This is a genomic window from Streptomyces sp. NPDC059897, assembly GCF_042730865.1.
Taxonomy (GTDB): domain Bacteria; phylum Actinomycetota; class Actinomycetes; order Streptomycetales; family Streptomycetaceae; genus Streptomyces.
Genome location: NZ_JBHWKQ010000069.1, coordinates 1 through 13,027, shown reverse-complemented (window position 1 = coordinate 13,027; position 13,027 = coordinate 1). Strand labels below are relative to the sequence as shown.

The 13,027-nt window shown below is 72.6% G+C and carries 10 protein-coding genes; 5 read left to right on the top strand and 5 right to left on the bottom strand.

Features of this window, described 5'->3' with window-relative positions:
• Window positions 1-134: 134 nt before the first annotated feature.
• The 5 genes from ACFV9W_RS38025 to mtnA all read right to left on the bottom strand — a co-directional run bounded on the left by ACFV9W_RS38025 (window position 135) and on the right by mtnA (window position 6,983).
• Window positions 135-962: a ComF family protein gene (locus ACFV9W_RS38025; RefSeq protein WP_385770488.1), complete on the bottom strand. Its 828-nt coding sequence runs from the start codon at window positions 960-962 to the stop codon at window positions 135-137.
• Between the two features lie 153 nt (window positions 963-1,115).
• A complete protein-coding gene (locus tag ACFV9W_RS38020; RefSeq protein WP_385770514.1) occupies window positions 1,116-2,933 on the bottom strand; it encodes an LpqB family beta-propeller domain-containing protein in 1,818 nt (605 codons plus the stop codon).
• Window positions 2,934-2,961: 28 nt separating this feature from the next.
• Window positions 2,962-5,100 (bottom strand): MtrAB system histidine kinase MtrB, encoded by a 2,139-nt coding sequence (mtrB, locus tag ACFV9W_RS38015; RefSeq protein WP_385770486.1) that lies wholly within the window; start codon window positions 5,098-5,100, stop codon window positions 2,962-2,964.
• A 1-nt stretch (window position 5,101) separates the two neighbouring features.
• Window positions 5,102-5,791, bottom strand: coding sequence for a two-component system response regulator MtrA (gene mtrA, locus ACFV9W_RS38010; RefSeq protein WP_306324333.1), 690 nt, complete (start codon window positions 5,789-5,791; stop codon window positions 5,102-5,104).
• A gap of 4 nt (window positions 5,792-5,795) precedes the next feature.
• On the bottom strand, window positions 5,796-6,983 hold the full coding sequence (gene mtnA / locus ACFV9W_RS38005; protein WP_385770483.1) for an S-methyl-5-thioribose-1-phosphate isomerase: 1,188 nt from the start codon (window positions 6,981-6,983) through the stop codon (window positions 5,796-5,798).
• Window positions 6,984-7,123: 140 nt separating this feature from the next.
• Here mtnA and ACFV9W_RS38000 point away from each other — a divergent pair, with 140 nt between their 5' ends.
• From ACFV9W_RS38000 to ACFV9W_RS37980, 5 genes are all read left to right on the top strand, one after another.
• A complete protein-coding gene (locus ACFV9W_RS38000; protein ID WP_385770481.1) occupies window positions 7,124-8,479 on the top strand; it encodes a glycerophosphoryl diester phosphodiesterase membrane domain-containing protein in 1,356 nt (451 codons plus the stop codon).
• Between the two features lie 4 nt (window positions 8,480-8,483).
• Window positions 8,484-9,176 (top strand): DUF4129 domain-containing protein, encoded by a 693-nt coding sequence (locus ACFV9W_RS37995; protein ID WP_385770479.1) that lies wholly within the window; start codon window positions 8,484-8,486, stop codon window positions 9,174-9,176.
• A gap of 230 nt (window positions 9,177-9,406) precedes the next feature.
• The gene (locus tag ACFV9W_RS37990; protein ID WP_385770512.1) at window positions 9,407-10,573 is read left to right on the top strand and encodes a DUF4350 domain-containing protein; all 1,167 of its coding nucleotides are present in this window, start codon (window positions 9,407-9,409) and stop codon (window positions 10,571-10,573) included.
• Window positions 10,573-11,562, top strand: a complete 990-nt coding sequence (locus tag ACFV9W_RS37985; protein WP_385770477.1) for an AAA family ATPase — start codon at window positions 10,573-10,575, stop codon at window positions 11,560-11,562. Before ACFV9W_RS37990 ends, ACFV9W_RS37985 begins: the two co-directional genes overlap by 1 nt.
• A 35-nt stretch (window positions 11,563-11,597) precedes the next feature.
• Window positions 11,598-12,908 (top strand): DUF58 domain-containing protein, encoded by a 1,311-nt coding sequence (locus tag ACFV9W_RS37980; protein WP_385770475.1) that lies wholly within the window; start codon window positions 11,598-11,600, stop codon window positions 12,906-12,908.
• Window positions 12,909-13,027 lie beyond the last annotated feature (119 nt).

Genomic DNA, 13,027 nt, shown 5'->3' with positions numbered 1-13,027 from the left:
GCGGCCGCCTTTCCTGCCGAGTTCCTCACAACCGAACATATCTCGCCCGGACGGTTGTCGGCACCCTCTACTGACACGTACCTCCAACCGAGCGAACGAACCCTGTCTCTACCTGCAACGATGCAGATTCCCCGCTAGTTCCGGTTTATTTCGAAGGAATCCGGAGACGCGGCCACGACAGCCGCCCGGAACATGATCTCGCCGACCGCGTTCCGCATTCCCGGATCCACCTCGGAGCGGTCGCGTTCCGCCCTGCCTTCCCTCTCGATCTTCCCGGAACCGGTCGCGGCCGCTATTGCGCGTGCCGCCTCCGCCAAAGAAGCGCCCGTCGTGATCAGGTCGTCGACCAGCACGATCCGGCCAATTCCGGTGAGCAACCCGCCGCCACCGCCCACCACCTCGAGCGCGCCCGTCACATTCACCAGCCGCTGCCCGGCGTCCAGACCCGACTGGTCGGCCACCGCACGCCGCTGCCGCAGCACCGCGAGCACCCGCGCCGCGACGCCCGCACGACGCAGCTCGGCCGCCGCCGCGTACGCGATCCGCCGCGTCGGATCGTGCCCGCGCGCCCGCACGGCCCGCGCCGCGGAGGGCACAGGGACGAGCGTCACGGGGCCCAGAGGGCCATCAGAAGCCCGTTCGCGCACGCCGCCCCCACCGGCACCACCGTCCACGAGCCCGGCCCGCACGGCCCCGGCCAGCGCCACGCCCAGCGGCCGGGCGAGGCCGAGCGCGCCGCGCTCCTTGTGGGCGAGGAGCACGGCCCGCACCGCGTTCCGGTACGGGGCTGCGCCGAACACGACCGGCAGCCCCGGCGGAGCCGGTCGCGGTCGCACCCGGCCCGGCCCGGCGCCGCGCAGCGCCGCCGAGCACCGCGCGCACAGCGCCGTACGAGACCTGCCGCAGCCGGCACACTCGGCCGGCAGCACCAGATCGGAGAGGTCCTGCCACCACCCCCGCATACCCACCACTGTGCCGATCCGCGGGCCGCCCCACCAGCCCTGTGGACAACGCTCTGTGGACAACTCGACGGTTGTGACCAGCGGTTGAGCTCGTTCGGGTGACACCGGGGGACGCCCCGAGCCGCCGGGACGCGCCGCCTGTCCCGGATACGGCTATCCCGGATAGACCGGAGCCGTCCCGTCCTTCAGCACCGACTGCCACGCCGCTCCGGAGGGCAGCCGGACGATCCCGTCGTCGGAGTGCGCGAGCAGCGGCAGCTCGTCGTTGTCCGACGCCGCGATCTCGCTGACCCGCGTCAGCCCCGGCAGCGCCTGCCCGGTCGGCGTCGACCCGTCGCTCAGCACGTACTGCGTCTGCTGCAGCCCGCCGGGCTCCCGGCCGACGACGACGAGCCTGCTGTCGCCCGCCCACGACACGGCCGTGACCTCTTCCATCCGCGGCGCGGCCCGGCGCAGTTCGGTCACCGAGACCTCCGTGTCACCGTGCGCGTCGGCATGCCGCTCGACGCGCCCGATCCACAGCGACGTGGTGTCCTTCTCCGCCACGAGAAGCCCGATGCGCGCCCCGTCGGCGGACGCCTTCACCGTCTCGATGGTGGCGTCGTCACCGAGCCCCTCGACCCGGACCTTCTGAACCTTGTCCGCCTGCCCCTGACCGAACATCAGCAGCCGCCGGTGCTTCGGGTCGCGGTCGGCCACCCACAGGTCGCCGTTCCCGTCCCAACTGGGCGTCGTGAAGCCGTCCTTCTCCGCCTTCGCGTGGCTGCGCGCGACCGGGTCGCCCAGCGAGGCACCGGAGATCAGCGACGCCACGTACAGCGAGCGCCCGTCGTTCGAGACGCCCGCCGCGCGCTCCTGGTCGCGCGAGACCGCCACGGAACGCAGCACCTGCTCGCCCTCGCCCAGCGGCCCCGGCACCCGCTCGGGGCTCTTGTCGGACCTGCTCTTGCCCGGCATCCGCACCAAGCGGCCCTTGGCGTCGAGGAAGTACTGGTCCGGGACGCGCCCGGTGGAGCGCGGCGCCGCGAGGGCGTCCGCCCCGTCCTCGGTCATCGCGCACATGAACCGGCCGTCGGAACGCTTCAGTTCCACCTCGTTCACGCTCGACGACGACAGGTCCCGCAACGAGAACAGCAGTTGGGCCGCCATCTCCTTGCACTTGGCCTGACCTGCCCTGCTGCCCGCTTCGTTCAGCGGCACCGTCAGCTTGTTCGCGTCGTCGGGCGCCAGCGAATCGGTGCCCTTCCGCAGCGCCGCGTGCGAGGGGAACGCCGTCCGCACCACCGGATTCAGCCAGCGCGTCGGCCCCTGCAACAGCTCCTTGACGGTCTCCGTCAACGGGTCGGTCCACTGCCGTACGAAGACGGGGTCCGCGACCAGGCGCCGCTGCCCGGCCTCACCGGCCGACGTCGAATCCACCGCGTAGTAGTACTTGTTGACGGAGCTGTAGATCCGCTGGAAGTCGGACTCGCCGAGAACGACCCCCTTCGGGAGGGAGTCGATCCGCCACTGCTTGCCCTTGGCGGTGTTCACCTGCGTCAGGTGCAGATTGCCCTGGTACGACGTGTTCCCCGGCTGGTAGGCCTGCCGCTGGTCGACCGTGGCGATCTGGTGGCCGGTCAACTGGTAGGAACGGCCCTCGTTCCCCGAGTTCGGCCGGTCCGTCTGGCTCCTGCTGGGCCCCTCGTCGAGCACGACGGTCCGCTGCTCGGGCGACCAGTTCTTCGCGGCCTTCGGGGTGAGGTACTTGCGCGCCATCGTGTACGAAGGGTCGTCACTGGTCAGCGCCTCGAGGAAGCCGTCGACGATGGCGGAGGGCCCGACGTCGTCCTTCGGCGGCAGGGCGAAGACGCGCACCTGCGAGTCCGGCCGCTGCGAGGCCTCGACCGATTCGAGGCCTCCGTTGTCCGGCATCGACGCGCATCCGGCGAGCACGAGCGCGCCGCACCCGGCCAGCATGCCGGCCCGCATCCCGCGCCGCTGGCGCGGCACCCGCTGCTCATCCACGACTGCCGTCGCTCCCCTCACCACGCGACGTCGCCGTCGTCCGCCCGGTACGCGCCTGCGCGGGCTCCGCCGACGCGTCGTCCGTCTCGTCCGCCGCGTCCGGCCGCTCGCCCTGACGCTCGTCCCGATGCCCGTGGTCCTCCCGGTCACCGCGCTCCGCGGTGTTCGCCGCCCCGCCACGCGCCACCACGCGCGCGCCGCTGCCGGGCAGCGCCGTGGGGTCGGCGGACACCGCCGCCTGCGCGTGGCGCGGGGCGAGCGGCGTCTGGGCCGCCACGGACGGCGTCTGCGCCGGCACCGTGGCGAGCTTCTTGCCGTCGGCGCCCGGAAGCCCGGCCTCACCGAGTCCCCGGTTGCGCCGCGAGTCCTCCGGCTCCAGCGGTATCGGCGAACCGCGCAGCGCCTCGTCCACGGTCCTCGGCAACGTCAGCCGGAACTGCGAACCGCCGCCCGGCTCGCCCCACGCCTGCAGCCACCCACCGTGCAGCCGCGCGTCCTCCAGGGCGATCGAAAGCCCAAGGCCCGTACCACCCGTGGTACGCGCGCGTGCCGGGTCGGCCCGCCAGAAGCGGCTGAACACGCGCGTCGCCTCGCCGGGCTTGAGCCCCACTCCGTAGTCGCGCACCGCGACGGCGACCGCGCCGCCCGCCGCGGCGAGCCGCACCACGACGTCCCGGCCGTCGCCGTGCTCCACGGCGTTCACCACCAGGTTGCGCAGCACGCGCTCCACACGCCGCGCGTCGGCCTCGGCGACCACCGGCTGGTCGTCGCCGACGACCAGGATGTGTGTGCCCTTGCGCTCGGCGAGCGGCTCGGCGCCGCCCACCACCCGGCGTACAACCTCGCGCAGGTCTATCGGCTCGGCCTCCAGCGCGGCGGCCCCTGCGTCGAACCGGCTGATCTCCAGCAGGTCGGCCAGCAGCGACTCGAACCGGTCGAGCTGGTCGGCCAGCAGCTCCGCGGACCGCGCCGTCACCGGATCGAAGTCGACGCGCGCCTCATGGATGACATCGGCGGCCATGCGTACCGTCGTCAGCGGCGTACGCAGCTCATGGCTCACGTCCGAGACGAACCGCCGCTGCATCCGCGACAGGTCCTCGAGCTGCTGGATCTTCAGATACAGGTTCTGCGCCATCTTGTTGAAGGCCTCGCCCAGGCGCGCGATGTCGTCCTCGCCGGTGACCTTCATCCGCTCCTGGAGGCGGCCCGCGGAGAGCCGCTCGGCGACCCCCGCCGCCATCCGCACCGGCGTGACGACCTGCCGCACGACGAGCCAGGCGATGGCCCCGAGCAGCACCACGACGAAAAGCCCCGCGGTCGCGAGCGTGCCCTTCACCAGCCCGAGGGACTTCTCCTCCTGCGTCAGCGGGAAGAGGTAGTACAGCTGGTAGGCGTGCCCCTGCGGGTCGTTGAGCCGCTTGCCGACGACGAGCCCCGGCTGCGGGTCCTCGCCGCCGTCATAAACGATCTTCGTGTACTGCTGTGAGGCGCCGGCGATCTGGTCGACCTGCCCACGCAGGTCGTCGGGCACACTGCGGTTCGGGTCCACCAGGCCGGAGCCGCGCGGCGCCAGCCCGTTACCGGTGTCGGTGTCGCTCGAACCCAGGATCACCACGTCGAACGCGCCCTTGCCGCCACTGGCGAGCTGCGTGACGAGTTCGCTCATCCAGTTGTTGGGCGTCAACGTCGTGCGGCTGTCGCCCGACGCGCCGTCCCGTACGCCTGCCGCCGCGGAGTCCGCCTTGTCCTTGGCCGCGCGGAAGCCGCCCTCGGCCTGGCTCTGCGAGGCTTTCGCCTTGGCGTCGAGCAGTCCGTTGCGCACCGAGCCGATGACGACGATGCCGAGCAGCAGCACGACACCGAGCGACATCAGCAGCGTCGTGACGACGACCTTCAGCTGGATGTTCCGCCGCCACAGCCGCATCGCGGGCAGCAGCGGACGCCGCACCCAGCGCGCGAACAGGCGCAGCACGGGGCTGCCCTTCATCCCGCCCTGGAGCAGCAGGCTCCCGTCGACGGTGCGGCGCAGCCGTGAGCCGCGAGCGGCGGCAGGCCCCGCCGCGGGTCCCACAGGCCGCTCCGGGCGGGACCCCGGGGCCCCGGGCGCCGAAGCGGCACTGTTTCGGGACACGTCAGCTCGGTCCTGCCTTGTAACCGACGCCTCGGACGGTCACCACGATCTCCGGCCGCTCCGGGTCCTTCTCGACCTTGGAGCGCAGCCGCTGCACATGCACATTGACCAGGCGCGTGTCCGCCGCGTGCCGGTAGCCCCAGACCTGCTCGAGGAGCACCTCACGCGTGAACACCTGCCAGGGCTTGCGCGCGAGCGCGACCAGCAGATCGAACTCGAGCGGCGTCAGCGCGATCGGCTGCCCGTCCCGCTTCACCGAATGCCCCGCCACATCGATGACCAGGTCACCGATGGCGAGCTGCTCGGGCGCGGGCTCCTCCGACCTCCGCAGCCGCGCCCGGATCCGGGCGACCAGCTCCTTCGGCTTGAACGGCTTCACGATGTAGTCGTCGGCCCCCGATTCGAGGCCCACCACCACATCCACGGTGTCGCTCTTCGCCGTGAGCATCACGATCGGCACCCCGGACTCCGCCCTGATCAGGCGGCACACCTCGATACCGTCCCGGCCCGGCAGCATCAGATCGAGCAGCACCAGATCGGGCTTGGTCTCACGGAAAGCGGCCAGCGCCTTGTCGCCGTCAGCTACGAACGACGGCTCAAAACCTTCACCACGCAGCACAATGCCGAGCATCTCGGCCAGTGCGGTGTCGTCGTCGACGACAAGGACTCGTCCCTTCATGGACCACATCATCCCATTAGCTCATCGTTGCCTGGAGTGAACTGGCACACAGTTCACCCAGGCCATCTTGTGTCACAGGCGACACAACGCCCCACTCCGTGACGATCGCCGTCACCAAGTCCGGTGGCGTCACGTCGAACGCGGGGTTGTACGCCTGCGTCCCCAGTGGTGCCACCGGAATCCCGCCACCTGCCTCCACTCCGGCCAGCGGCGCCCGCGGCGCCGTGACCTCCGTCACCTCATGCCCGGCCCGCTGCTCCACCTCGATGGAAGCCCCGTCCGCGGTCTCCGGGTCGATCGTCGTCACCGGCGCGACCACGATGAACGGCACATGGTGATATCGCGCCAGTACCGCGAGCGGATAGCTCCCCACCTTGTTGGCCACCGAACCGTCGGCCGCGATCCGGTCCGCACCGATCAGCACGGCATCCACCTCACCCGCGGCGAACAGCGACCCCGCCGCGTTGTCCGTGAGCAATGTGTACGCCATCCCGTTGCGCGCGGCCTCGTACGCGGTCAGCCGAGCTCCCTGCAGCAGCGGACGCGTCTCGTCCACCCACAGCCGGCGCAGCCGCCCCGCCCGATGCGCGGCGAGCGCGACCGCGAAGGCCGTGCCCTCGCCGCCGGAGACCAGCGCCCCGGTGTTGCAGTGCGTCAGGATGCGGTGATTGCCACCGGGCACCAGCTCGTCCAGGAGCCGCAGACCGTGCCCGGCCATCCTGGTGCTGGCCTCGGCGTCCTCCGCGTGCAACGCCCGCGCCGAGGAGAGCGCCGCCGCGGCGGCCCGCTCCCGCGCCTGCTGCCCGTCACCCCCCGCACTCCCGAGCGCGGACCGGTACGCCTCCTGCGCCCTGCGCACCCCGGACGCCAGATTGACCGCGGTGGGCCGCGCGTCGGCCAGCGCCCCTGCCGCCTCCTCGACGTCGAAGCCGCGGGCAGCCGCGAGGGCCACCCCGTACGCCCCCGCGATCCCGAGCAGCGGCGCGCCGCGCACGGCCAGGGAACGGATCGCCTGCACCAGGGCCTGCGGATCCGTGCACACCAGCTCGACCTCTTCCGCGGGCAGCCGCGTCTGGTCGAGCAGCACCAGAACGGGCCCCTCCGCCGGCTCCTCCCACCGGATCGCCGGGATATCGACGGCCTCGGGCCGGGTGCCGCCGATGGGCCGTATGTCCTCGCCGGATTGCGCGTACTGATCAGCCATCCGCCCAGTCTGCCCCGTACCGCCCCGACAATTGAAGGCATGCAGCCCTCCCGGGGCCAGGTCATCCGGCGCCCGCCCCATGGCACGATGGCAGCCAACCTGCTGCCGCGACCGCGGACGGGCACTTTGAAGGAGCGACGATGAACGACACTCCGGGCTGGGCATCGCCCGGATCTGCCCCCTCCGACGGCCCGGACGGCAACCGCAAGGACGGCGGCCCCGAGCAGAACAGCGGCGCACAGGGCAGCGGTCCGCAGGACACCCCGCCGCAGGACGCCGCAGGCCAGGGCCCGAAGTGGTCCAAGGAGCAGCCGCCACCCGCCCAGTGGTCCGCCCCCTCCGGCCCCGCCCAGCCCCCTCCCCCGCCCCCGCCGGCTCCCGGCCAGGGTCAGGGCGGCCAGGGCTGGGGCGGTCAAGGCTGGGGCAGCCAGGGCGGCGGCCAGGGGCCGGGCGGCCCCGGAGGCGGCGGCTACCCCGGCTGGGGCGGCGGCTGGCAGGCCAAGCCCCCGGCCGCCAAGCCCGGCGTCATCCCGCTGCGCCCGCTCGGCGTCGGCGAGATCCTCGACGGCGCGGTGTCGACGATGCGGACCTACTGGCGCACCGTCCTCGGCATCTCGCTGACGGTCGCCGTGGTCACGCAGCTCCTGGCGGTCCTCCTCCAGGGTCTCGTCCTCAACGACGTGGCGACCACCACGGCCCTCGACAACCCCGACGCGACCCCGCGCGAGATCTTCAGCGCCCTGGGCTCGCTCCTGATCGGCTCCGCGCTCGTCGCCGTCGTCACACTGCTCGGCACGATCGTCGCGACGGCCCTGCTGACGACGGTCACCAGCCGCGCCGTGCTCGGCCGGCCCGTCACCATAGGAGAGGCCTGGCGCGACGCCCGGCCGCAGATCCTCCGGCTGCTCGGCCTGACGCTGCTGCTTCCGCTGATCGCCGCCGCCATCATGCTCGTGAGCGTCGCGCCCGGCATCCTGGTCGGCGTGCTCGGCTCGTCCGAGGGCGGCATCGCGCTCGGCGTCGTCGGCGGCCTCGCGGGGCTCGTCGTGACGATCTGGCTGATGGTCCGCCTGTCGCTGGCCTCGCCCGCGCTGATGCTGGAGAAGCAGACGGTCCGCAAGGCCATGGGCCGCTCCACCAAGCTCGTCCGCGGCTCCTGGTGGCGGGTCTTCGGCATCACGATCCTGGCGTCCCTGATCGCCGCGATCGTCTCGGAGATCATCCTCTTCCCGTTCACCGCCATCGCGGGGGCGGTCAGCGGGGACGGCTTCTCCGGCCTGCTGGAAGGCGGCGGGAACTTCGGCTGGGCCTTCCTCATCATCACGGGCATCGGTTCGGTCGTCGGCTCCACCATCACGTTCCCGATCACGGCCGGCGTCGCCGTGCTCCTCTACATCGACCAGCGCATCCGCCGCGAGGCCCTCGACCTCGAACTCGCCCGCGCCGCGGGCCTGCACGACTACGGGTCCGCCTCCGGCGCCACTCCGGGGAGTTGATGGGGTGAGCGCACTTGGGGGAGTGCTCCACACGACGATCTCGTCGGTCCTCACCGGCGGCGACGAGCCGCCGGTGAGGATCCCGCGCGACCCGGCGCGGGAAGCGGCGAAGCGCGAGCTGTCCAAGCCCGCGTACCACCAGGACGACCCGAACTGGTTCATGCGCGCCCTGAACAAGTTCTGGGACTGGATCGACGAGCTCTTCTCCGCCGCGGCCGGCGCCGCCCCCGGCGGCACCGTCGGCCTGCTGGTGATCCTGCTCGCCGTCGTCGCCGTGGCGGCCGCCCTGTGGTGGCGCCTCGGCACGCCGCGCCGCTCCCCCAGCACCTCGCCCGCGCTCTTCGACGACCGCCCGCGCAGCGCCGCCGAACACCGCTCGGCCGCCGCGGCGCACGCCGCCCAGGGCCACTGGAACCAGGCCGTCCAGGAACGGATGCGCGCCCTGGTCCGCTCCCTCGAGGAACGCGCCCTCCTCGACCCGCGCCCCGGCCGCACCGCCGACGAGGCGGCCGCCGAAGCCGCCCGCCCGCTACCCCAGCACGCGGACCGCCTCAGCGCGGCCGCCCGCGACTTCGACGACATCGCGTACGGCGGCCGCACCGCGACCCCGCAGACGTACGAACGGCTGTCCGCCCTGGACACCGAGGTGGAGCGCACCACCCCCGACCTCACCGCCGCCGCGGGAGCCGCCCGGTGACCGAACCGACCGACCCCGGCACCCCGAACCCGGCGCGCGCCCAAGGCGACCCGCCGTCCGACCAGCCGCACCCGACGCAGCCCACCGCGCACACCGGTGACCGCCCGCTCGACCAGCCGACTCCCGCCCCTGCCACCCACCCGCAGTCCACGGCGACGGCCACGCTCGCCCCGCCACCGCCACCGCCGCCGTCCGACGACAGCCCGGACGGCCCCGGCGACACCACCTCCATCACGCCCACCGCCCGCCAGATCTGGACCCGCACCCGCGGCATCGCCCTGGCCCTGGTCTTCCTCCTCGTCGCGGCCGTGGTCCTCGCGGTCGTCCGCTCCGGCGACCAGCACGGCGCCCTCGACCCGCGCTCCGCCGACCAGCGCGGCAGCCGCGCCGTCGCGGAACTCCTCGCCGACCGAGGCGTCGACACACGCGTGGTCACCACGACCGCCGAGGCCCGCGCGGCGGCGGACCCCGACACGACCCTCCTGGTCGCCACGCCCGACCGCCTCACAGCCCGTCAGCAGTCCCAGCTCCGGGCCGCCACCGCCGACTCCGGGGGCCGCACGGTCCTCGTCGCCCCCGGCGCCGCCGCGGTCGAGACGCTGGCCCCGGGCGTCACCGCCGACCCCGAGCCCGCCGCCGACACGCCCCTCGCCCCCGGCTGCGCGCTCCCCGAGGCCCGCCGCGCCGGCCCCGCGAACACCGGCGGCCACCGCTATGGCACGACGCTCACCGGCGCCGACTCCTGCTACCCGAGCCACGGCTCCCCCACGCTCCTGCGCCTGCCGTCCCCCGCAGGCACAGGCGACACGCTCGTCCTCGGTGCCCCCGACATCCTTCTCAACGACCGCCTCGACGAACAGGGCAACGCCTCGCTCGCCCTTCAACTCCTCGGTTCGCGCCCTCATCTGGTCTGGTACCTCCCCTCCCTCTCCGACGACTCGGCGGCCGGCGACGCACAGAACGACCGCAGCTTCGTCGACCTGATCCCCAAGGGCTGGCTCTGGGGCACCCTTCAGCTCTTCATCGCGGCAGCACTGGCCGCACTGTGGCGCGCACGCCGCCTCGGCCCCCTGGTCCAGGAACGCCTGCCCGTCGCGATCCGCGCCTCCGAAACCGTCGAAGGCCGCGCCCGCCTCTACCGCAAGGCGAACGCCCGCGACCGCGCCGCCACAGCTCTGCGTATCTCCACCCGCACGCGCCTGGCCCCCCTCATCGGCATCCCCGTCTCCCAGGCCCACGCGCCCGAGACCTTCCTCCCGGCCCTGGCACGCCAACTCCCCACGCCCGCCCGGGACCCACGCACCCTCCTCTTCGGCCCGCCACCCGCGACCGACGCAGCACTCATCGCACTCGCCGACCACCTCGACGCCCTCGAAAGTGAGGTACGGAACCCATGATGGACCCGACCACTGACAACGCCGGGCCCACCACGGATCCCCGCAGCTCAAGGGCGTCTTTGGAGGCCCTGCGCACCGAGATCGCCAAGGCCGTCGTCGGCCAGGACCCCACCGTCACGGGCCTGGTCGTGGCCCTGCTCTGCCGCGGCCACGTCCTCCTCGAAGGCGTGCCCGGCGTCGCCAAGACCCTCCTCGTGCGGGCCCTCGCCTCGTCCCTCGAACTCGACACGAAGCGCGTCCAGTTCACCCCGGACCTGATGCCCAGCGACGTCACGGGCTCACTCGTCTACGACACGAACACCGCCCGCTTCTCCTTCCAGCCGGGCCCCGTCTTCACCAACCTCGTCCTCGCCGACGAGATCAACCGCACGCCGCCCAAGACCCAGTCCTCCCTCCTCGAAGCGATGGAGGAGCGCCAGGTCACGGTCGACGGCACGGCACGCCCGCTCCCCGATCCGTTCATGGTGGTCGCGACCCAGAACCCGGTCGAGTACGAGGGCACCTACCCTCTCCCCGAGGCTCAACTGGACCGCTTCCTCCTCAAGTTGAACGTCCCGCTGCCCACCCGCCAGGACGAGATCGACGTCCTGACCCGCCACGCCTCCGGTTTCAACCCCCGCGACCTGCAGGCGGCGGGCATCCGCCCGGTGGCTACGGCAGCCGACCTCGAAACCGCCCGCACGGCCGTCGCCAAAACAACGGTCTCCCCCGAAATCACGGCCTACGTGGTCGACATCTGCCGCGCGACCCGCGAATCCCCGTCGCTCACCCTCGGCGTCTCCCCGCGAGGAGCCACTGCCCTTCTCGCCACGGCCCGCGCCTGGGCCTGGCTGACCGGCCGCGACTACGTCACCCCCGACGACGTCAAAGCCCTCGCCCTGCCCACCCTCCGCCACCGCATCCAACTGCGCCCGGAGGCCGAGATGGAGGGCGTGACGGCGGACTCGGTCATCAACGCGCTCCTGACCCACGTCCCCGTCCCCCGCTGACCCGGCGCACAACGGAGACGGAGGACGACACACCAATGGCTCTGACCGGACGTACGGCCCTTCTCGCGGCCCTGGGCTCCCTCCCAGTCGGCATCTGGGAGCCCAGCTGGACCGGCATCCTGGCCGTCAACACCCCGCTGGCCCTGGCCTGCGCCTGCGACTTCGCCCTGGCCGCCCCCGTACGCCGCCTGCGCCTGACCCGCTCCGGCGACACATCCGTACGGCTCGGGGACCCGGCCGACGTCACCCTCACGATCACCAACCCCTCGCGCCGCCCCCTGCGCGCGAGGATCCGTGACGCCTGGCCACCGAGCAGCTGGCAGGCCGGCATGGAGTACGACTCGTCCCGCCACCGCGTGGACATCCCCGCAGGCGAGAGGCGTCGCGTCACCACACGCCTGCAGCCCACTCGCCGCGGCGACCGCATGGCGGACCGCGTCACGGTCAGCTCCCGAGGCCCCCTCGGCCTCTTCACGCGCCAAGGCACGCACAGGGTCCCCTGGACGGTCCGCGTCCTGCCGCCCTTCCACAGCCGCAAGCACCTCCCCTCCAAGCTGGCCCGCCTCCGCGAACTCGACGGCCGCACCAGCGTGTTGACCAGAGGCGCGGGCACGGAATTCGACAGCCTCCGCGAGTACGTTCCCGGAGACGACACCCGCTCCATCGACTGGCGCGCAACGGCCCGCCACTCCTCGGTGGCCGTCCGCACCTGGCGCCCGGAACGCGACCGCCACATCCTCCTGGTCCTCGACACCGGCCGCACCTCCGCGGGCCGAGTCGGAGACGCCCCGCGCCTCGACGCCTCCATGGACGCCGCGCTCCTCCTGGGCGCCCTGGCATCCCGAGCCGGCGACCGCGTGGACCTGCTGGCCTACGACCGCCGAACCCGCGCCCTCGTCCAGGGCCGCACCGCGGGCGACGTCCTCCCGGCCCTGGTCAACGCCATGGCCCCGCTGGAACCAGAACTGATCGAAACGGACGCCCGAGGCCTCACGGCAACAGCCCTGCACACAGCGCACCGCCGTTCCCTCATCGTCCTTCTCACGTCCCTGGACGCCGCCCCCATCGAAGAGGGCCTCCTCCCCGTACTGGCACGCCTCACGAAACGCCACACAGTCGTCGTGGCATCGGTGGCCGACCCGAAAATCGAATCGATGGCCTCGGCCCGGGGCACCACGGAAGCCATTTACGACGCCGCGTCAGCAGCCCAGGCAAAGGCAGATCGTCTCCGCACAGCCGAACAACTCACACGCCACGGCGTCACCGTCGTGGACGCCACCCCATCCGAATTGGCTCCAGCCCTGGCGGACGCCTACCTGTCCCTCAAATCCGCCGGCCGCCTCTGAGGAAAGGGGCATGGCGTGCGGGCCCCTAAACGCAGAAAAGCCCGGACCGTATCCCGGTCCGGGCTTTTCTTCAAAAATAGTTCGGCGGCGTCCTACTCTCCCACAGGGTCCCCCCTGCA